This is a genomic window from Gilliamella sp. B14448G11, assembly GCF_016101765.1.
Taxonomy (GTDB): Bacteria; Pseudomonadota; Gammaproteobacteria; order Enterobacterales; family Orbaceae; genus Gilliamella; species Gilliamella apicola_N.
On record NZ_JACFPX010000006.1, the window covers coordinates 1 to 21555 of the forward strand.

24 protein-coding genes and 1 other annotated feature are annotated in these 21555 nt (G+C 33.5%); of the genes, 13 read left to right on the forward strand and 11 right to left on the reverse strand.

The features are described from left to right. Positions 1-76: 76 nt before the first annotated feature. The 4 genes from H3S88_RS05870 to H3S88_RS05885 form a co-directional block, all read right to left on the reverse strand. Entirely contained in the window at positions 77-1261 is a 1185-nt protein-coding gene (locus H3S88_RS05870; protein WP_198228297.1) for a hypothetical protein, read from the reverse strand. 39 nt (positions 1262-1300) lie between these two features. Further along, positions 1301-2779 carry a hypothetical protein gene (locus tag H3S88_RS05875; RefSeq protein WP_198228295.1) on the reverse strand — a complete coding sequence of 493 codons (1479 nt, stop codon included), beginning with the start codon at positions 2777-2779 and terminating at the stop codon, positions 1301-1303. Between the two features lie 709 nt (positions 2780-3488). Next, positions 3489-4097 carry a riboflavin synthase subunit alpha gene (locus tag H3S88_RS05880; RefSeq protein ID WP_198228293.1) on the reverse strand — a complete coding sequence of 203 codons (609 nt, stop codon included), beginning with the start codon at positions 4095-4097 and terminating at the stop codon, positions 3489-3491. Positions 4098-4204: 107 nt separating this feature from the next. Next, a complete protein-coding gene (locus H3S88_RS05885) occupies positions 4205-5329 on the reverse strand; it encodes a hypothetical protein (protein WP_198228291.1) in 1125 nt (374 codons plus the stop codon). 459 nt (positions 5330-5788) lie between these two features. Here H3S88_RS05885 and crcB point away from each other — a divergent pair, with 459 nt between their 5' ends. Both crcB and H3S88_RS05895 read left to right on the forward strand, forming a co-directional pair. Then, the gene (gene crcB, locus H3S88_RS05890; protein ID WP_198228289.1) at positions 5789-6166 is read left to right on the forward strand and encodes a fluoride efflux transporter CrcB; all 378 of its coding nucleotides are present in this window, start codon (positions 5789-5791) and stop codon (positions 6164-6166) included. Positions 6167-6272: 106 nt separating this feature from the next. Continuing rightward, positions 6273-6671, forward strand: a complete 399-nt coding sequence (locus tag H3S88_RS05895) for a cell division inhibitor SulA (protein ID WP_198228287.1) — start codon at positions 6273-6275, stop codon at positions 6669-6671. Between the two features lie 569 nt (positions 6672-7240). Here H3S88_RS05895 and H3S88_RS05900 read toward each other — a convergent pair. Further along, complete coding sequence (locus H3S88_RS05900) at positions 7241-7867, reverse strand: TetR/AcrR family transcriptional regulator (protein WP_198228285.1); 627 nt, start codon at positions 7865-7867, stop codon at positions 7241-7243. 152 nt (positions 7868-8019) lie between these two features. Here H3S88_RS05900 and H3S88_RS05905 point away from each other — a divergent pair, with 152 nt between their 5' ends. Next, positions 8020-8274: a hypothetical protein gene (locus H3S88_RS05905; protein WP_198228283.1), complete on the forward strand. Its 255-nt coding sequence runs from the start codon at positions 8020-8022 to the stop codon at positions 8272-8274. A 461-nt stretch (positions 8275-8735) separates the two neighbouring features. Further along, positions 8736-9146, forward strand: a complete 411-nt coding sequence (locus H3S88_RS05910; RefSeq protein WP_039126302.1) for a DoxX family protein — start codon at positions 8736-8738, stop codon at positions 9144-9146. A gap of 75 nt (positions 9147-9221) precedes the next feature. Here H3S88_RS05910 and H3S88_RS05915 read toward each other — a convergent pair whose 3' ends face one another. From H3S88_RS05915 to H3S88_RS05935, 5 genes are all read right to left on the reverse strand, one after another. Next, positions 9222-9602: a DUF4261 domain-containing protein gene (locus H3S88_RS05915; protein ID WP_198228281.1), complete on the reverse strand. Its 381-nt coding sequence runs from the start codon at positions 9600-9602 to the stop codon at positions 9222-9224. Between the two features lie 15 nt (positions 9603-9617). Continuing rightward, positions 9618-10097 (reverse strand): hypothetical protein, encoded by a 480-nt coding sequence (locus H3S88_RS05920; RefSeq protein WP_198228279.1) that lies wholly within the window; start codon positions 10095-10097, stop codon positions 9618-9620. A 130-nt stretch (positions 10098-10227) separates the two neighbouring features. Beyond that, complete coding sequence (locus H3S88_RS05925; protein ID WP_198228309.1) at positions 10228-10539, reverse strand: LysR substrate-binding domain-containing protein; 312 nt, start codon at positions 10537-10539, stop codon at positions 10228-10230. A gap of 220 nt (positions 10540-10759) precedes the next feature. Further along, positions 10760-11701 (reverse strand): zinc-dependent alcohol dehydrogenase family protein, encoded by a 942-nt coding sequence (locus tag H3S88_RS05930; protein WP_198228277.1) that lies wholly within the window; start codon positions 11699-11701, stop codon positions 10760-10762. A gap of 171 nt (positions 11702-11872) precedes the next feature. Beyond that, positions 11873-12421, reverse strand: coding sequence for a cysteine hydrolase family protein (locus H3S88_RS05935; RefSeq protein ID WP_198228275.1), 549 nt, complete (start codon positions 12419-12421; stop codon positions 11873-11875). A gap of 106 nt (positions 12422-12527) precedes the next feature. Here H3S88_RS05935 and H3S88_RS05940 point away from each other — a divergent pair, with 106 nt between their 5' ends. From H3S88_RS05940 to hisIE, 9 genes are all read left to right on the forward strand, one after another. Then, a complete protein-coding gene (locus H3S88_RS05940) occupies positions 12528-12920 on the forward strand; it encodes an Lrp/AsnC family transcriptional regulator (protein WP_198228273.1) in 393 nt (130 codons plus the stop codon). A gap of 209 nt (positions 12921-13129) precedes the next feature. Further along, positions 13130-13255 (forward strand) — a sequence feature (His leader region). A 39-nt stretch (positions 13256-13294) separates the two neighbouring features. Further along, complete coding sequence (gene hisG, locus H3S88_RS05945; protein ID WP_198228271.1) at positions 13295-14194, forward strand: ATP phosphoribosyltransferase; 900 nt, start codon at positions 13295-13297, stop codon at positions 14192-14194. Positions 14195-14198: 4 nt separating this feature from the next. Then, positions 14199-15494 carry a histidinol dehydrogenase gene (gene hisD, locus H3S88_RS05950; RefSeq protein ID WP_065736927.1) on the forward strand — a complete coding sequence of 432 codons (1296 nt, stop codon included), beginning with the start codon at positions 14199-14201 and terminating at the stop codon, positions 15492-15494. A gap of 9 nt (positions 15495-15503) precedes the next feature. Then, the gene (hisC, locus tag H3S88_RS05955; protein ID WP_232352516.1) at positions 15504-16562 is read left to right on the forward strand and encodes a histidinol-phosphate transaminase; all 1059 of its coding nucleotides are present in this window, start codon (positions 15504-15506) and stop codon (positions 16560-16562) included. A gap of 8 nt (positions 16563-16570) precedes the next feature. After that, complete coding sequence (gene hisB / locus H3S88_RS05960; protein WP_198228266.1) at positions 16571-17638, forward strand: bifunctional histidinol-phosphatase/imidazoleglycerol-phosphate dehydratase HisB; 1068 nt, start codon at positions 16571-16573, stop codon at positions 17636-17638. Then, a complete protein-coding gene (gene hisH, locus H3S88_RS05965; RefSeq protein ID WP_198228264.1) occupies positions 17639-18226 on the forward strand; it encodes an imidazole glycerol phosphate synthase subunit HisH in 588 nt (195 codons plus the stop codon). It begins immediately after the preceding gene. A 17-nt stretch (positions 18227-18243) separates the two neighbouring features. Further along, positions 18244-18981, forward strand: coding sequence for a 1-(5-phosphoribosyl)-5-[(5-phosphoribosylamino)methylideneamino]imidazole-4-carboxamide isomerase (hisA, locus tag H3S88_RS05970; protein WP_198228307.1), 738 nt, complete (start codon positions 18244-18246; stop codon positions 18979-18981). Further along, positions 18963-19739 (forward strand): imidazole glycerol phosphate synthase subunit HisF, encoded by a 777-nt coding sequence (gene hisF, locus H3S88_RS05975; RefSeq protein ID WP_198228262.1) that lies wholly within the window; start codon positions 18963-18965, stop codon positions 19737-19739. Before hisA ends, hisF begins: the two co-directional genes overlap by 19 nt. Beyond that, positions 19733-20374, forward strand: coding sequence for a bifunctional phosphoribosyl-AMP cyclohydrolase/phosphoribosyl-ATP diphosphatase HisIE (gene hisIE / locus H3S88_RS05980; RefSeq protein ID WP_198228260.1), 642 nt, complete (start codon positions 19733-19735; stop codon positions 20372-20374). Before hisF ends, hisIE begins: the two co-directional genes overlap by 7 nt. Before the next feature lie 67 nt (positions 20375-20441). On the opposite strand, the gene cysB is transcribed toward hisIE, so the two are convergent. Further along, positions 20442-21416, reverse strand: coding sequence for an HTH-type transcriptional regulator CysB (gene cysB / locus H3S88_RS05985; RefSeq protein WP_198228258.1), 975 nt, complete (start codon positions 21414-21416; stop codon positions 20442-20444). Between the last annotated feature and the right edge of the window lie 139 nt (positions 21417-21555).

Sequence of the window (21555 nt, forward strand, 5' to 3'; positions counted from 1 at the left end):
GTCATTATTGTTACCTTTTTTTATTGTTGGTTTATCATAACAATGACCTTATAAAATTGGTACTAATTAGTGTAGCCTATCCAGGTTCATGCCAAGGGCTGGTTTTAATTTTAAAATAGTTAATTAACATCATCGGATGTATAAAACTTGCCTGACCATCAAGATTTAAAGTAGCTGGTAGCGTGATATCTGAAGAATTACTTTCATTGTTCGTTTTGGATTGTTCTGATTTGTTCTGTTGGTTTTGTTTCGCTAAACCTTTTGCAACATCATCCCACCATAACATTTTTTTTATCTTTTCTTTTTCATTATCCCAACGTGCTACTTTTAGTTTTAATTCTGTATAACAAAAGTCTTCAATTTTTTTATTATTATTGATTCCTTGTGCCTGCAATTCTCGACGTTTTAATTCTAATCCTCTTTTTACCGATTCTCGTTCATTTTCTGCTAATGTACTTATATAAGCATCACATTTTGCGGAATCACCCTCTTCTAAATAGCTCAAGACTTTTTTTGCTTTCTCGTTAAATTCACTGTCTAAGGCATCCCATTTGGGCATTTTGCCTTGTGCATCCATTTCACTATACCATTCACTTTCGCTCTGAATCAGTAAACGTGAAAGTGCCGATGATAATTGTGGTTTATCTTTGATTCCGTTGAAACTTTTTGCATCTATTTTGGCATATTTTTTTTGGTCTAAATGATATTGCCTATCTAAAATTGTTAACGTCTCTTTTAGCGTCGGTTTATAGGCTTCAAGAGATGCATTGTCTCGAGATAAAGACTTTTTAACATCTAAATAAAACTCTTTTGTAGTCGCCTTTTCCTCTATCTGCTTAAAATCGAACCAATCCCAACAACTCACTTTTTTTACATTTTCTTTATTTATAACTAACCAGCCACGGATAGGGACATTATCTTTATCAAGAGCATGCTCTATAAAAATCCATAATATGCCATCTTTATCAATAGCTCGATGACTTAACTTTTTAAAGACCCCATTATTAATATCAAGTAATAATGGAGTATCAATAATCGAACTGTTATTCGATAATTCGCTTGCCTGTAATGGATATTCACTCCAGGCTTTTTTATCAGTCGCTAAAGTGATATTACCCTTTGCGTTTATGTTTTTTGATATCTCTTCACTATTTTCTATCCATGCCGTTTTTTTCTTAGTTTTGGATTCAGTGATTTCGATTTGTAACCATTTGACATTGATATCTTTACTGATTACTTTAATCTCAGTATGTTGCCCCACGTCTGTGTCTGCATCTTTCGGTGATTTAAGTAGTTTTGCTTATTTAGAAATACCTAATAAGCTCTTCTCTTCCTCAGGAAGTTTACTGGCTTCTGCTTGAGTTAGTGCAATAAAATTAGGCAGGTCATCACAAGTAAAACATTCAACATGCAAGTTGGTTTCGCATTTAATTTCAGTACTGTTCTGGGAAAGTGATATCTTAGGGGTATGGTCATGCCCAATATGCCCAATCAAATCACCTGCTTTTATTGGAAATGGTGTATCTAATACAACCACTTCATTGTATTTTTTTCCTCGGGAAATTCTTTCAAGGCAATCAAACCAAATTTTTTTCTTTTCATTTGGTAAAGGAATGGTGGGTTTACCATCCCGAATCACTTCAGTTAACTCAACATAACGTTTTGCATTTTTATTTCCCGATATTTTAACTTGGGTTCCTCCAGGTAGCATTGATAAGATTTTTTTATCATTTCGAACTCTTAACCCTTTAGATTTAGCCCAATTAGTCTTAAACTCTTTTGTTAGTATGCTAAGCTCTGTAGATTTACCCGAAAGAAGTTTTTTGTGCTCATTTAATTCTAAAATCTCAAATTCTTGCGAGGTCATCTCTTTACCAATAAAAATCCAACCTAAAATGTCTGTTTGACTTTCACCTTGAGTGTGTTTGATTGATTTTAATTCGGGAATAGAGGAATAACCTTCCGCTAAGCTTGTAACAGCATACCAGTTATGATTTTCGTCATGTAAATTGAGATTTAAATTCACTTTAGTGCCGACTTGTAAAACCGCTAATATACTGTCATTTTTTGAATTATCTGCCTTATCGCGAATACATAAACCTTCGACGTTATCTAATTCTTTATGATCAGGTAGAACACGATAAATATCTTGTTCCCAAAATGCAGGTGTTGGCATTTTAGAATTTTTATCATAAAAAGCAGTATCGGCCAGATGCATATATAGGCTATAAAAATAGAGTTGATGCGGCGGCAGTTTTTCTTTTTCAGCTTCGGCTGGTTTGTTTTCTGATTCAGTATCAGCTTTATCTGCCGTTGAATTAGTAGAAGTTGCAGTATCATTTGTCTTAGAAGCAGAAGATGCGGGAGAATTATCTTCAGCAGGTTTTTCTTTTGTTGAACTATTTTCGGTATCAGGCTCTGTTGATTCTGTTTTTTCTTCAATTCGCTCCATTTCGAGTAGATGACGTACCAAAACAAAACCTGTTGAGTAGAAAGCAACTGTATCTCCGTAGCTAATATTTTGATAGTTATCATTAATTCGATAAGCAACTACTTCACCATCGGCAATACAATGAACCTGTCGTTCGTTTTCATCACCTAATTCTTTAAGTACTGTTTCATCAAAGTGAATGCCCACATGTATAAGCTGATTAATACTAATTGGATAAAATCCTTTTGACGCTTTCAATAAGGCACTGTAATAATTATTGACTGTAAGATCCTTTTTACTATTAATAATAACTGGAAATTTCCATTCTTTTACTGCTGATAATGACATTGCTCATTCCTTAACCTACAAAATATTATAATAATTGTTTTTAAACACAATATATGACACTAAAGAGATTTTTAAATCTAGGATTATTATTTTTTGATACCTTAAATGCCATTTTTAGTATTATTTTTTTTGACTAAACATAAATATAATTAAAATAGTCAATAAATTATGTCTCTTTTAAATTAATTTGTGATAAAAGTAATCTAAAATGGTTTATAAAAATACCTTATCTCGTATAATTTGCAATCATTTTTTGAAAAAAATTTTTTGATTTAAATTAGATAGATAACTTAGTAATGACAGTAATAAATTAACGCAATACCAGTTAAAAATTGATTTCTGAGTAGTAGCAAAAAAGGTTGAGTAAGATTTACACTTTAGGAATTTTGTATAAATTGATATTCAATCATTATCTTTAAAAATTAGTTTTTTACTGAAACGTATGTATAACCTGAAACTTTTTGACAGAAATAATCAACTATTCTTAATGAAGAAAATGATTTATATAAAAATTAACAATAGAAAAATAGGAAGTAATCGGCTGTTAGACATTAGGTAATACCTGGATAGCTGTTAAGGCTTTAATAATAAAGCCTTAACCTAAATATCAGATAAGTAATAGTCAATTAATACGTTTAAAATATTCGAAAGTCAGCAAAGCAAAATTTTTAGACTAACAATAATAATTATTTAATCTAAAAAATAAACATTACTTTCTTTCCGCCAGAACTCTTTCAACAGTATCAACAATTGCCTGAGTCTGTGAATCAATTTCTATGTTAACTCTATCTCCTACTTTTTTACTATCTAAAGTGGTAATCGCAAGGGTCTCAGGAATTAAATTAATTTTAAAACGATTATCCATTACATCACCCACTGTTAAGCTAGCACCGTCAATACCAATAAAACCTTTATAGAGAACATACTTGATAAATTTATATGGTAATTCTAAAGTCATTTGGCAATTCGTTGCAGTTTTTTGAATATCAACAATTGTGGCCGTACAAGATATATGCCCAGACATAACATGACCACCAATTTCATCGCCGTATTTAGCACTGCGTTCAATATTGACCAGATCATTAATATTTTTATCACCTAATGTAGTAAGCGCTAACGTTTCTTGCATTATGTCAAAGGTGACCCAATCATCTTTAAAATCAGTCACGGTTAAACAACATCCGTCGTTAGCAATGGATGCACCGATTTCGATATGTTGTGTTAATTTTGCTGGTAATTTTACCTTATAAGTACGTAATTTATCCTGATCGATGATATCAATAATTTCACCAACCCCCTGCACAATACCTGTATACATACTTTATCCTTGAATTAAACGAATATTAGCCTCTATTGTACTTAATCAGCACGTAATTATCTATCATTAAGCAAATTCGCTTAATCCTGACATCAATAAAAACAGATTTAATTAAGCGTTCTGTTTAAAACAAACAATGTTGTATTCCGTTTAGTACTATCTTCTTGATAATCATAAAACACCAATGTATAACTATTATTTAGGCAGGAGATCAAATCCGAAATAATTAAGTTTTCTTTAGCTAATATAATAATTTCATTAGTAAGTAAATTAGTAAATTTGCCAGCTTGCTGTTGTAAAAATGCCTCTATTACTTTATTGTTTCGCAAGGTTATCCAGCCGTTTCCTGTTTCTATAGTAAAACGAATCACAAATGTTTCAGTGGCAATTTTTACTGGATCCCAGACCCAAAATAGAGGAGAACCTACATCAAATAACTTATTCCGTGTCGCCTCACCTTGTGGGGTAAGAGTGATTAGATAAAAAATTCCACCTTCGCCATGAGTTACTACATATGATGATTCGCAAAAACTCAAATTTAAAACACAAGTCGGATAATCATTACAGGCTATATCAATTCTTCTTGATTGTAATACTGCACCTTTTTCGTCAATTTGACGATGTAGCCAACAATTTTCTTCACTTTTGGCAATAATATGAATTTGTTTATTGTCATTATTTATAAAAAATTGATTATATTTTGGGAAAGGAATTTTTGCGGTATAACTTTTTTTAAGCTCACCATGTTTAAATTCAACCGCAATCAGTTTATCTAATTGTTTGTCTGAAAAAATATCGACATTCTTAAATATAGCAAAATCATGGTAAATACCAATATAATCACCAAGTGTCATTTTTTTAGGTTTAGGATAGGTAATATTATCGCGGTCAAAGCAAGGAACCATAATAATTAAACCATCTTTATCTGGATGATAAACCTCGATAGCAGTGTAAAGCTTGCCCTCAGGATTGATAAAGAATTCTGGCGAGGTACCATCAGATTCTAGGTAGTATGTAGGATTTTGTAAATCAGGTTCAAGCACAACATAGATAACTTGATAACTATACCGATCACTTTCAGAATAGTAACAATTGCAGGCAATGATTGGTTTATTTTGATAATTGATGGCTTCCTTGATACTAATACCTGCAGGTGATTTTAAAATAGTCATTGGTCCTAACGCCGTTTGCAGATATTGCGCCTCAAAAGATATATCAGCTTTTTGTAACATAATTATGATTCATCCTGTTATTGTTTTCTTATTCAATTTATTGAGTTATATAATCAAACTAACTTTAATTAAGTGATCTTATTTTAGTTTTAACTTCATGTTTTAATTGTGGTTCAAAACTTGTCAATTATTTCATCAACTGTATAAGTTACCTTATTAATCGTAATAAATCATGTAATAAAAAGTAGTAAATAAAAAATACCCATACTTACAAAATATCTTTGCATAAAAGTTAAGCTATAACTTTTTTATTTAACGTATTCCTAATTTCTTTAATTTATTTATCTGTTTGAAAGTTAATAATAAAATTGAATAAAAGCTATCGCTTTTTTAAACCTAAAAATGATGCTGCAACGAAAGATATGCATTTTATTATTATCTCGGTTATAGTTATCATCCTTGCCATTAACCATGAAAAATAAATTTAATAAGAATGCGCCTAATTTTTAAGGATTTAACATGTTTAAACTTATTTTAGCCATATCGGTTGGTTCAGTTGCTGGTGGATTATTGCGGTGGTTTTTGTCACTTAAATTAAATATTATCGCGTTTGCGATTCCATTAGGAACGTTACTATCTAATCTGATTGCTGGTTATATTATTGGCTTTGCAATTGCTTTTTTTAATCATTCAAACTTATCTACTGAGTGGCGTTTATTAGTGATCACCGGATTTTGTGGTGGATTATCGACTTTTTCAACTTTTTCGGCAGAAATCGTGAACTTTTTACAAGAAGGTCGTATTTTATGGGGATTAACGACTATTGCTATTCATGTTATTGGCTCTGTTTTAATGACTTTTTTAGGAATTTTATCCTATCAATTATTGCGTTCCTGATTCTATTACAGGAAAAAATAATACAAAAAATGATCATTTAAAGAGTTTACAAACGCAAAATACTGTATTAATATTCACTGTATATTAATACAGTATTGGGGATATTATGCTTATTGAACACTCTTCATCACAACTTATGGTGATTAATTTTGAATCTCCTTTTCAGCAGGTTTTACAACAACAACGCTCTTTGCTGAAGTCTCTTAATAAAGCTAAAAAATGGCAACTCTGGTTATCTGCTCGACCAATGTTAAAACGTTCATGGGTAAATATTGCAGGACTTGATAAACAAAAAATTGTGCATTTGAGTAATCTTAAAAATGAAAATTTAGTATCAACTATTGAAAAAGCGTTAAAAAGCAAAACCTGTAGCTATATCGTCGCTTGTATTAATGATCTTAATGAGCATGATAAACTACGTATTAAGCAAGCAGTATCAAACAGTGATACATGTTTATTATTAGTTCATGATGAGCCGAATCAACAGACAGTTCAATATCATTAATTTTTAATCGATAATATTGTTTTACATAAAATCTAATTATTCAATTAATTTTAATTTCAGTTTATGAATAGACACTGCCAGGCCTGATAGTGTCTTTTTTTATATCACTGAGTCCAATTATTTATAATAAAAAGAATAGTGATATAAATTTTTGTCTCTTTAAATTATATACAATTATATGAAATTTTTATGTTTTAACCTCAGTGTTAAACGGTGCATGTTAAGTTTAAGTACATAAAATGTTTAAAAAGTTAAACTGTTTAATTAAAGTATCAGATTTCAATTGTGAATCATGAGGACGACAGAATCAAATTAACAATTGATAAATCATTATGTTAAGGATTTTGCGTCAGGCCATCATCTTAATTTAATACATTAAATAATTAGTCTACTAAAAATTTGTCCTTAACTTGAACCAATAAAGCTGGCTATCATCATAACAGGAATAAAGATCAGGAATATTAATAATCCCAAAATATCATAATTAATCTTTTTCTTTTAGAAGGTAAGAATCTATAAACACTACTTATCAATCTAAAAATTAGATTAATCTAAAGATGACAAAATAATTAAAGCTCAGATATATCTTGTTTTGCTTGGTTAATTACAGCTTTAATAATCCATTGAGAAAGAGAAACGATATAAGAATCATCTAAATTCCATACATCTTTTAATACTGTGATTTGAGAACCAAAAATAATCGACAAAGTATAAATTAACTTATTATTTAGTTCTTCATTTAACTGTGATTGTAATGGTTGTAGTAAATTAGAGAGTACTTCTTTGTGATTCCCACGTACAAATTTTTCTGAATTAGATGATGAAGCTGAACGATCAGTCACCCATTGTTGTAAGGATAATCGCATAGCAGCTCTTATTGCTCCTTCATGTTTTATCATTTGAGCAAAAGCAAATGATAAGAAGTCATTCATTTTTTGGCCTACATCCTGTTCATCCGATTGCCAATGTAAAATTGGTTGAAGTGAATGATCAACAACTGCCGATATCAAATCACTTTGCGTTGGAAAATAGCGATAAGCAGTGGCTCTTGAAATTCCAGATTTATCAGCTAACTCGGTAATGGTTAATTCGTGACCTTCATCTAAAATACTCACTGCTGTATGTAATAAATGTTCGAACGTACGTTTTCTAACGCCTGTATATGTTTGTGGTGTTACGATACTTTGCTTATCCATATTATTTTTTATAATTTATTGCTTATTATAATTAAAATTGATATAGTTAATTACATGAGACATTAGTCTCATTTCTGTTATATACTGTATGATTATATGAGTTATTTAGTAAAAGTATGGAGTTCTATTTTTTATCCCTTAAGGAGCTTTAAATGGCATCACCAAACATGATTTACTTAGTCACGACGCTAAAAATTAAGTTGGAAGAAAGAGTAGATTATATAAAAAAGCTACTTAACCCCAAAAGACTTACAGTTAACGTCGTTGATAATTCAACTCAACCTCATCATCAGAATCATTTTTTCGATTTAACTGCTGAACTTATAGCAAATTACCATATAAATGGAAAAGAAGCTATTTTTTGTTCTAATAGAAAAATAGCTATGTTCGCCATGGCGAATTATTAAAGTTGGTTCAAAAAGATATAGAGTGATTTTTGGTTTAGGTAAATATTTTGATAAAGCAATGGAAAAACTAAATTTATAACAAAAAAGGATGAATATATTTTACACAATTATCCAGACTTTAACGGATTTGAGTGTAAGTACAATGCAAGGGAAACCAATAAAATTACGTAAAAAACAACAGAACAAGTTAATCTATTTGACACCAACAATAAGTAAGACATAACGGTGTAACTTTTAAGTTATGCCGTTATTTTTATCTACAAATAAATAATTAAACTTCCAAATAGCGTAAACATAATCTCATTAACATCGTTCAATTTTAGTAAGTAACTTTACTAATGATTGTTATCTGTGAGACAATCTTAAGTGTAGTATCCTATTTTGTAAATAAGTAATAGCTTTTGTAATAGATCACAATGATTTTAATTATTATTTTGCTAACTTAATATAGGAACCCCAAAATGAAAGAATATCAAACTGATGTAGCAGCATTTGTATTACGAATTGCTTTAGGTATGATGTTTTTAGCCCATGGTTTTACTAAATTACTTGTTCTCACTCCAGAAGGTACAGCTGAGTATTTCCATACCCTTGGATTTCCAGGATTTTTTTCTTATATTGTTATCGCTTTTGAAATAGGTGGTGGTGCTTTGTTATTATTAGGTATTTTAACCCGCGCTGTCGCATTAATTGCATTTTTTCAACTTGCGATAATTACCATTGTACATTGGACTAATGGTTGGTCTTTTACTAATCCGGGAGGAGGTTGGGAGTATCCAGCATTTATGTCTTTAGCGGCTTTTAGTCTTGCTTTATTAGGTACTGGTCGGTTTAGTGTTTTATCAGGTAAAAAATATACACAAACCATTTAATCATAATATACTCAGTTTTTAGGAAAGGGAAAACTCAGTAACTATTACCTTTCCTAAAACTTTTATACTATAAAATTACTCATTAATTTCAATTCTTAAAAGATCACCCTGATCTTTTAAGAAATATTCATCATCTTTAGGCGCTCGTAATGACATCATACGATTTTCACCCATTTCCATAGTATCGCCTGGATTCATTGTTGCTTTACTTTGTCGCAAATAATTTAAAATATTACTAAACATATCAAAATAATAGTCACTTTCCTCATAACTATTGGCTAATACAGCAAAATTAGGTAAGCCAAATATATTAGCACCATAAGTGCGCATCCAAATCCCTTTAATATTTTCTATTTCATATTTAACAAAACCACAAAACAATAAAGGTAAACATTCTCCTAAAGTGGTTAAACCATCTTTTTCCGAAGCTAATTCATTAATAAAGTTAATTGGCAATGAAGTATGAGCATCCTAATTAATTACTGCTAACGCATTAAATTGTTCAAAGCATACCGCTAAACGTATTAAAGCTAGATACTGCTCTAATACATCTTGCTCATAGCCGACATAATATAATAATAAATGACTATCACTTTCATAAATTTGTTGTTTTATTTCTTGACTATAACTAGCTGGAGTAACACATAATTCTAATTCATTTTGAGGATAAGGCGCATTGAGACCCAATATTCTAATAATATGTTTTCCCCAACTCACTAAAATCCACATGCCCTCTTCAAATTGTCCGAACGGCACTTCATATCGAATATCCTTTATGGTTGGATCAACAGATTTAAGTTTTGTTAATAATTTATCGTTATTAATATCAAGTGCACCTTTAAACACAATACTTAAGCCAACTGAACTATCAATTTCAGGATTTGGAACAATCGAATTACCCATCTGTTTTGATTCTGATTTTTTCTCAAAAAAACGAGAAAATATACCCATTTTATATTCCTTATTATAACTATTTTAAATTAAATCTAATTTAGTGCATTTTACAGTAATTGATACTATAAAACTTAACCTGCAATAATATATAAATGATTATATTAACTAAATATTTTATTTATCATTTTTACCATTGTAAATTTTTTAATTCAATAATTAAAAAATCAATCAAACATCGAGTTCTAAGTGGCAACAATTTACGACTTGGGTAAATGGCATAGATGTTTAAATCCTCAATTTCATAATTACTGAGTATAGTAGAAAGGCGCCCTTCTTTGATGTCATGACCAATAATAAAATCAGGTTGTTTGGATATTCCTCCATGATGTAACATGATTTGTCGGCAAGTGTCGCCATTGTTACAATAAATATGAGCATCTAAATTTATTGCATAACAAATATTAAATTGTCCAGTGTAATAATCGTACTTGTAAACGATCTTCTAACGCTTAAATATGACAAGATACAGTTTGCTTAGACATATTCAATTTTATGACAGCCTTGATAAAACTATTACATCCAACAACAGCAACAAATTTAACAAGAATAAAAAACTAGAAACAATTAAATATTAATATTACTAATTTTTAGGAAAGGTAAAATAAACAAGTATCTTTCCTAAATCTTAATAATTAATAACATATTATAATGTCTATGATTTAAACAAATGTTAATAAAGGCTTATTGTTTCTATGTGGTTGTCTATAGATTTTTATCGCTTCTTGCCAATCATAAAATTTAAATAAACTTGCTATATTTAAATCATTTGCATCTAATATGGGCCATATATCATCAAACATCTTTAGCCATTGATTTTGACTTATTAGATTTAAATAATGCCGGATATGAAACCAATGAACTTTAGGTAATCGCTTTTTAGGTTGAAAAAAAGTACCTGAAAGCAAACCATACGAGACAAATTCACTTGAATCAGACATATGATTCAAAATTGTTTCAGCAAGCTCGCCACCAACCGCATCAAAAACAATATCAGCATGTGCAGCAAAATATTCTATAGCTTCAGTATCGTTTTGATTTATTTTTTTAACACCATATTTATTATAAAATTGAACATGATTATCTGAGCGACAAATGACAGTTACAAATAATGCTTGCAAATTTACTGCCCATTTGCATAACAATTTTGCACAATCAGTTCCCCCCGCAGTAACTAAAATATGCTTTCCTTGTGGAGAATAATGTTTAAGCATTAACCAAGCTGCGACAGGATTAATATAAGCTCGAGCAGCGATAGTATCATCAATTGAATCTGGAACTTCAATAGCATATTTTGCAGGTGAATCTACGAAATGCTGCCAAGTTCCATCTCCTCTTAAAGGTAATACACGTTTTCCAATCAGATGACGATAAGTTAAAGGTGCCTCAATTACCTCACCTACTCCCTCATAACCAGCAATTTGTGGCAGAATGATACGATGCTGATAAGCACCTGTAATTGGAATAAGGTCTGAGGCATTAATTGGCGCATATAACATTTGTACTCTAATATAATCTTCTTTTAATAAGTCTTTATTTGAAAGTTCAAGCTTCAATACATCTTCAGGGATACCAAACTGTCTATAACATAATGCTGAGTTCAAGTATTGTTCCTATTTATTATATTAATCGAATTAAAATAACATGATTATAATTTATTTAACGGTAAATTATTCTATAAACTTTCAACAATTAGATGGCTTTTTTGTACCATCTAAATGCCTATCAATGAAATGCTAATTATAAATATAAAAACCTCTTTCACTGTTATTATGTTATGTTGTTTGAATAAATGCTTCACAGCTCATTATCTTAGAAAATCGCATTAATGCAGACATAAAACTATTGTGAACGTCTTGTGAGGAAATGATGTTGCCATTGAAGTCAAGATCACGAGTAGTACAAGCATCATGAATTAAAATCGGTTGATAATTAAGCTCAAATGCACAGCGAGTAGTTGAATCTACGCACATGTGGCTCATCATGCCACAGATCACTAACTGTGTTATTCCTAATCGCTCTAACTTCTCTTGCAATTGTGTTTGGTAAAAGCTATTTGGATAGGCTTTTTGAATGATCATTTCATTCGGTTTGATAGGAAGTAATTTTGCATGTAATTGACTACCAAAACTATTATTCACAAAAAAAACAGCATTAGGATCTGGGTTAATATGTTGTATATAAATAATAGGCAGTAGTTTTTGCCGAAAATAATTTTGCAGTTTTAAAGTATTTTGTAATGCTTGTTCAGTATTATTTAACGGATATTTTCCGTCAGGAAAATAATCATTTTGCACATCAATAATCATTAATGCTTGAGTCATTTTGCTCTCCTTTATAAGGTTTCGTGTTATTATTTTCTAATAATCAATTTTTAAAGAACATAGCGAATTGAAATGATAAATATCAGTTAGCTTTCAAATTGAAACAATGGATAAAAAAGATAGAGCGATTTTAAGTGAATTAAGAAATAATAGCCGTCAATCTTGGCGCGAAATTGGCGATAAGGTTTTCTTATCTAGCCAAGCCGTTGGTCAACGCGTTCAAGATTTGCTAAATAATCATATTATAGAAAAATTCACCATTAAAGAACAAAAACAAAACTTACAGTTCATTACTATTTATATGAACACGAATCAATTTACTTCTTTTGAAAACTTAGTAAAGTCTTTTAATGAAGTAATAGAATTTTATAAGATTACAGGCGACGGATGTTATATGATTATCAGCCATTTCGACAGCGACGCATTGAATCTCTTTTTAATTAAAATTACCGATTTTGGTCGTTATAAAGTCAGTCATCGATTAAAACAAATTTTATAATTAAGTTAGTTTAACTTGACTCATTAGCAATTAATATCCGTAACTTTTGAAAAGCAAAAAGTCTGATATTTGCAATATTTCTTTATCAATCATAAAAAATGAGTTGATAGTTATTCATTTCTATTATATTTTATATATCAATTTTGATAATTAATTAAATTATTGGTTTTTATTTTTATGAATTGTTTTTGCGTTTTTGTTACTAAACATCATCATCACCATCATACCTGATTAGTCTTCGGGCGATTGGTGCTGGAAGACAGTTGGTCTTCCGGTGATATCGCGAAAGCAAATAGAAAACCCTCGGAAGATCAAACTTTCGAGGGTTTTTTGTTTGTGGTTAAAAAATTTTTTAGGATAATTTGGAGAATAATATGTTGGATAATTCGCGTTTACGTATAGCAATGCAGAAATCAGGTCGCTTGAGTGATGAGTCAAAAAAGCTACTTGCACAATGTGGCATTAAAATTAATCTTCAAGAACAACGTTTAATTGCCTTCGCTGAAAATATGCCGATTGATATTTTACGCGTTCGTGATGACGATATCCCAGGATTAGTCATTGATGGCGTAGTCGATTTGGGAATTGTTGGCGAAAATGTTTTAGAAGAAGAAGTGTTAGATCGACAAGCTGAGGGTTTCAATCCTCAATATAAAACATTGCGCCGTTTGGATTTTGGCGGTTGTCGGTTATCCATTGCAGCGCCTCGTGATTTTGATTATACCGGCCCTGAATGTTTAAATGATTTACGTATTGCTACCACCTATCCTCACCTACTCCGTCGTTATCTTTCTCAGTACAATGTAACTTTTAAAACCTGTTTGCTTAATGGTTCAGTTGAAGTAGCACCGCGAGCAGGTCTTGCTGATGTTATTTGTGACCTAGTTTCAAGTGGTGCAACACTTGAAGCGAATGGACTTAAAGAGATCGAAGTTATTTATAAATCTAAAGCTTGTTTAATTCAACGCCAAGGCGAAATGTCAGCTGACAAACAAGCGTTGATTGATAAGTTGATGACGCGAATTCAAGGTGTTATCCAAGCTCGTGAATCCAAATATATTATGTTACATGCACCAACTGCAGTGTTAGATCAGATCGTAGCTTTATTACCCGGAGCTGAAAATCCAACCATACTACCACTTACTGGTGAACAAAATCGAGTGGCGTTACATATGGTTAGTTCCGAATCGCTATTTTGGGAAACCATGGAAAAACTTAAGGCCTTAGGCGCTAGTTCAATTCTTGTCTTACCAATTGAAAAAATGATGGAGTAATGCTATGAAACTCTCTTATTGGCAACAATGTTCAGATGCACAGCGTGCAGCACTTTTAACTCGCCCTGCTATTACTGCTTCAGATTCAATTAGCCAAGCGGTAGCAGATATTTTAAGTCAAGTGAAACAAAATGGTGATCAAGCTTTAATCGCATTAAGTAATAAGTTTGATAAAGTACAAATCCAACAAATAAAATTAACGCAAGATGCCATCAAAGCAGCAACGGCAAGGGTTAAACCTGAATTAAAACAGGCAATGCAATTAGCCGTCAGTAATATTGAAAAATTTCACCAAGCCCAAGTTAAATCAGCGATTACGGTTGAAACAATGCCGGGGGTGAAATGTCAGCTTGTCACTCGTCCGATTGATTCAGTAGGTCTCTATATTCCAGGTGGTTCTGCACCTTTATTATCAACGGTTTTAATGCTTGCAACCCCAGCAAAAATTGCCGGTTGTCGTAAAGTCATTTTATGTTCTCCTCCACCTATTGCTGATGAAATCTTGTATGCAGCTGAACTGTGCGGTGTGACCGAAATATACCAACTAGGCGGCGCACAAGCCATTGCTGCAATGGCATTTGGGAGTGAATCGGTACCTAAGGTCGATAAAATTTTTGGTCCGGGTAATGCTTTTGTTACTGAAGCTAAACGCCAAGTTAGCCAACGCCTTGACGGCGCAGCTATTGATATGCCAGCAGGTCCTTCTGAAGTGTTAGTTATCGCCGACAGTTCAGCTAATCCCGCTTTTATTGCTGCCGATTTATTATCACAAGCGGAGCATGGTCCCGATTCACAAGTAGTTTTAGTTACTCCAGATGAGGATATTGCGAAAGCGGTTTCAATTGAAGTTGATAAACAGTTAACCCAATTATCTCGACAAGGTATTGCCGAAAAAGCTTTACAAGAAAGTCGTCTGATTGTGACTAAAGACTTAGCTCAATGCATTACTATCAGTAATCGTTATGGTCCTGAACATTTAATTATTCAAACACAAAATGCCGATGATCTTGTAGAACAAATCACCAGTGCCGGTTCAATATTTTTGGGGGACTGGTCACCCGAATCGGCAGGTGACTATGCTTCAGGAACTAATCACGTTTTACCAACTTATGGTTATACCGCGACTTATTCAAGTCTTGGATTGGCAGATTTTCAAAAACGTATGACCGTCCAAAAATTATCACCAGAGGGCTTACAAGCCATTGGTAATGCGGTTGAATTAATGGCACAAGCAGAACAACTTACTGCCCATAAACAAGCCGTAACGCTTCGTCTAGCTGCATTAAACGCTAAAAAATAGGTGAACAATATGGATATTAATCAATTAGTCAGAAAGAACGTACAGAAATTAACTCCTTATCAATCTGCTCGTCGTATTGGTGGAAATGGCGATGTATGGTTAAATGCCAATGAATACCCTGTTGCCCCACAATTTGAGTTAACCGAACAGACATTAAACCGTTATCCAGAACCGCAACCGGAACAAGTTATCAATAGTTATGCTCATTATGCAGGTGTCAAACCAGAACAATTAATTGTTAGTCGTGGCGCTGATGAAGCGATTGAGCTGTTAATGCGAGCATTTTGTGAGCCACAGCAAGATAGCATTTTATATTGTCCCCCTACCTATGGTATGTATCAGGTTAGTGCTGAAACATTAGGTATCGATATAAAAACCGTACCAACGAAATCGGATTGGCAATTGGATTTAACAGCCATTGAGCAACATCTTGATAATGTTAAATTAATTTATGTTTGCTCGCCAAACAATCCAACTGGCAATTTAATTAATCCTGATGATATTAAAACACTGTTGGATATCGCTAAAAACCGTGCCCTTGTGGTAATAGATGAAGCTTATATTGAATTTTCACCTGAATCTTCGGTAGTTAGTTGGTTAGCCAATTATCCGCATTTAGTTATTTTAAGAACTTTATCGAAAGCTTTTGCTTTAGCTGGTTTACGATGTGGATTTACTATCGCCAATAAACCAGTGATTGATGCATTACAAAAAGTAATTGCTCCTTATCCGTTGGCAACCCCGGTTGCTGATATTGCGACGCAAGCACTAAGTAAAACGGGTATTGAAAAAATGCGACAACAAGTGCAACAGATCAACAGACAAAAAGAGAGATTTGCAAGCGATTTGTCTGCTTTACCCATTGTCGAAAAAGTTTATCCTAGCTCATCTAACTATTTATGCGTTAAATTTCAAGCGGGTAAAGATGTGTTTAAAACATTATGGAATAAAGGCATTATTTTGCGCGATCAAAGCAAATCAATCGGGCAAGATAGTATAATTCGCATTAGCATTGGCACAGCAGCCGAATGTGATGCAGTGATTTTGGCACTCAAAGCGATAATATAGGAGCAATGATGTTACAGAAATACTTATTTATTGACCGAGATGGAACATTAATTACTGAACCGCCAATTGATTTTCAGGTCGATAGCTTTGAGAAGTTGGCGTTTGAACCTAATGTCATCCCTGCTCTACTTAAGTTGCAATCTGCTGGTTTTAAACTGGTGATGGTAACAAATCAAGATGGTCTCGGTACTAGCAGTTATCCACAATCTGATTTTGATGGTCCTCACAACTTGATGATGCAAATCTTTCAATCACAGGGTGTTAACTTCGAAGAGGTGCTAATTTGCCCTCATTTTCCAGAAGATAATTGTCAATGTCGTAAACCAAAAATTCAATTAGTTCTACCTTATCTTAGCAATGGTAACTTAGATAAAGAAAACAGTTATGTTATTGGTGACAGGGTTACTGATGTTCAACTCGCCGAAAATATGCAAATCAAAGGATTACGTTATCATCCAGAAACTTTAAATTGGGCTGAAATAGCACAACGGTTAACCACAGCAGACCGCTACGCAAAAGTTGAACGTAATACTAAAGAGACAAAGATCTTAGTTGAAGTTTGGCTTGATCGTCAAGGTGGTAGTCAAATCAGTACCGGTATTGGTTTTTTTGATCATATGTTGGATCAAATTGCAACCCATGGTGGCATTAAACTTAATATTAAGGTTGACGGAGATTTGCATGTTGATGATCATCACACCATTGAAGATACTGGATTAGCATTAGGCGAAGCGTTAAAAATCGCTTTAGGAGATAAACGAGGAATTACTCGTTATGCATCAGTCATTCCTATGGATGAGTGTTTAGCAAAATGTGCAATGGATATTTCGGGTCGGCCTTATTTAATATTTAATGCTCAATTTACTCATCAAAAAGTAGGCGATATGAGCACGCAAATGGTTGAACATTTCTTCTATTCTCTCAGCTATGCAATGGCAATTACCTTGCATATTGAGACACAAGGCGATAATGATCACCATAAAATTGAAAGTTTATTTAAAGCCTTTGCTCGAACGTTGAAGCAAGCAATTAAGATAGACGGTAACAGCTTACCGAGCTCAAAAGGAGTACTGTAGATGAATGTTGTCATTCTAGATACGGGTTGTGCAAACCTTTCTTCGGTAAAATATGCCATAGAAAGATTGGGTTATAAACCGATAATTAGTCTTGAGCCCGAAGTCGTACTTGAGTGTGATAAGCTGTTTCTACCCGGTGTGGGATCAGCTTCGGCGGCAATAAAAAAGTTAAAGGAACGTAATCTAATTGAACTTATAAAAGCTTGTACTCAACCTGTTTTAGGCATTTGCCTAGGTATGCAACTACTAGCCGAATACAGTAGTGAGGGGCATGTACATACATTAGGAATCATTGATGAAAAAGTCGATAAAATTCCAGATGTTGGTTTACCTTTACCTCATATGGGTTGGAATCAAGTTTACCCCAAAGCAGGTCATCATCTATTCAGAGATATTGCAGATGGTGCTTATTTTTATTTTGTTCATGGATACGCGATGCCACTATGCTCAGCAACTATTGCAGAAACCAATTACGGCGAAAGCTTTACCGCTGCCGTGCAAAAAGACAACTTTTACGGTGTACAGTTTCATCCCGAACGTTCTGGGTCAGCCGGTGCACAATTGCTAAAAAACTTTTTGGAGATGTAACTATGGCAGTTTATCAAATTATTATTCCAGCCCTTGATTTAATTGATGGTAGTGTCGTTCGATTACATCAGGGCGATTATGACCAAAAACGTGACTATGGAAGTGACCCTCTATTACGCTTACAAGAGTATCAACGACAAGGCGCAAAACTTCTACATCTTGTGGATTTAACCGGTGCAAAAGATCCTAAAGCTCGGCAAATTACTTTAATTCAAACGTTAATTAAAGGTGTCCAAGTACCAGTACAAATTGGTGGTGGTATCCGCACCCAAGACGATGTAGAAGCGCTTCTTGCAGCTGGCGCAGCACGAGTTGTGATAGGTTCAACAGCAATAAAACAGCCAGAATTAGTTAAACAGTGGTTTAGCAAATATGGGCCTGAAGCGTTAGTTTTAGCTCTGGATGTCCGCATCGCTACTGATGGTAATAAATATGTTGCAATTCATGGTTGGCAAGAAGATTCTAACCAAACACTTGAACAAGTCATCGATGATTATTTACCTCATGGCTTAAAACATGTGCTTTGTACAGATATTTCTAAAGATGGAACGCTGAGCGGCTCAAATGTGAGATTATATCGTGAAATTAGCCAAAAATACCCGCAGATCGCCTTTCAGTCATCGGGTGGAATCGGTCAACTCGATGATGTTAAAGCTCTCAAGGATAGTGGCGTGGCGGGAGTGATCGTGGGACGAGCACTACTTGAAGGCAAATTTACGGTTGAGGAGGCAATTTCATGTTGGCAAAAAGGATAATTCCTTGTTTGGATGTACGTAATGGACAAGTAGTGAAAGGCGTGCAATTTCGTAATCACGAAATTATTGGCGATATCGTACCTTTGGCTAAACGTTATGCCCAAGAAGGGGCTGATGAACTGGTTTTTTATGATATCACTGCATCTTCCGATGGTCGTGTCGTTGATAAAAGTTGGGTTGCAAAAGTTGCCGAGGTGATTGATATTCCCTTTTGTGTTGCTGGTGGTATTAAAACAGTCGAAGACGCAGGACAGATTTTAACTTTTGGTGCCGATAAAATTTCAATTAACTCACCCGCATTGGCTAATCCTGATTTGATTACTCAATTGGCTGATCGTTATGGTGTGCAGTGTGTTGTAGTTGGAATTGATACTTGGTATGACCAAGAATCAAATAATTATCATGTCTATCAATTTACCGGAGATGAAAAGCGTACAGTGGCAACCAAGTGGAATACCCTTGATTGGGTAAAAGAAGTACAAAAACGGGGTGCGGGTGAGATTGTTTTAAATATGATGAATCAAGACGGTGTACGTAATGGTTACGATTTAGCTCAATTAAAAGCCGTGCGTGAGGTTTGCCATGTACCATTAATTGCATCAGGTGGCGCGGGTACAATGGAACACTTTTTACAAGCCTTTAATGAACCAGATGTCGACGGTGCATTGGCCGCGTCAGTATTTCATAAACAAATCATTAACATTGGTGAACTTAAACAATATTTAGTGCAACATGGAGTAAATATCCGATTATGCTAACAGAAAATTCCAACACAAAATTCGATCCATTGCAATTCGATACAAAGCAACTTGATTGGCAAAAAGTCGATAATTTGATGCCTGTCATTATTCAACATTATGTCTCAGGCGATGTATTAATGCTGGGTTATATGAATCAAGAAGCCCTATCTCAAACTCAAGCCAGTGGTAAAGTTACATTTTATTCACGCACTAAACAACGTCTATGGACCAAAGGCGAAAGTTCTGGCAATTTTCTAAATGTAGTAAGTATTACTTCAGATTGTGACAATGATACTTTATTAGTTTTAGTTGATCCAATTGGACCAACCTGTCACACAGGTACCAACAGTTGTTTCGCTTCTGCGAAAACTCAATGGGGTTTCTTATTTGAGTTAGAGCAGTTAATTGCTGGCCGCAAAAATGCCGATCCAAAATCTTCTTACACCGCTAAACTCTATCATGATGGAACTAAACGTATTGCTCAGAAAGTGGGTGAGGAAGGCGTTGAAACGGCTTTAGCAGCAACGGTACGTGATACTGAAGAGCTGAAAAATGAATCGGCTGATTTAATTTACCATCTACTCGTTTTACTGCATGACCAAAATCTGTCATTGCAAGATGTCATTGGTATTTTGAAAGCCAGACATAAATAGTGCTAATAAAAAAGTGCGATAATTTCGCACTTTATTCAGCTTTATTATTCAAAAATAAAATTTCAAGCTAGCGAACTGGCAATTTTACCCCATTGAACATTGCTAACACTTCAGTATTATTATCACATAACATCAGTTTGTCGATAGTTTGACGATTTAAATGTGGTGAAAATTGACTGATAAAATCATACATATAACTACGTAAAAATAAAGAACGCGCAAAAGTAATATAAGTAGTACTGTAAGGAAAAATATGCCCAGCATTAAGCACAACAAAATCATCATCAGCAATTGCATCACTTACTGCCATTTTAGCAACAATTCCGACGCCAATACCTAATTTAACATAAGTTTTAATTAACTCTGCATCGGTTGTGCTAAACACAATATTTGGCGATTGCCCAGCGCGAATAAAAGCTTGATTGAGGTCAGAACCATCATTAGAAAAGTCATAACTGACTAAGGGATATTGGGATAACTCTGCAATAGAAATTAAACTACTTTTAGCCAACGGATGATCTTTTTTAACTATCACGGCTTGGTTCCAGTGATAACATGGCAATGCAATCATTTCATCATTAAGTTGTGAAAGGTCAGTAACAATGGCAAAGTCCGCTTGCCCTGCTTGTGCCTGTATAATACATTGCGGTGATGAGCCCTGTTCCATATGCAAAATAATATTTGGGTATTGCTTCATAAATTGTTGGATGACTATTGGCAAACTATAACGTGCTTGAGTATAAGTTGTCGTAATCGTTAATGAGCCTTGATTTGGCTGACTAAACTCTTTAGCTATAATTTTTATATCATTTGATTTGTTGAGGATTTCACGAGCGAGGGAAATAACTTTTTCCCCGACAGGAGTAACTTCAGAAAGATGTTTACCGACTCTTGTAAAAATTTGAATGCCAAGTTCGTCTTCTAACAATTTTATTTGTTTACTGATACCAGGTTGCGAAGTATAAAGTTTTTCGGAGGTTAACGACACATTAAGGTCATTGTTGACCACTTCAACAATGTAACGTAATTGTTGCAATTTCATGACAAGGCTCCTTTAACTATATACTCTTCTCGCTTTTAGCTTTACTCAAAAGCGAGAAAACGTAAGGTAATTCCTTTCACACTCTAGCACAAACAAAAACAAATTTTATACTAAAACGTATACATAACCTGAAACTTTT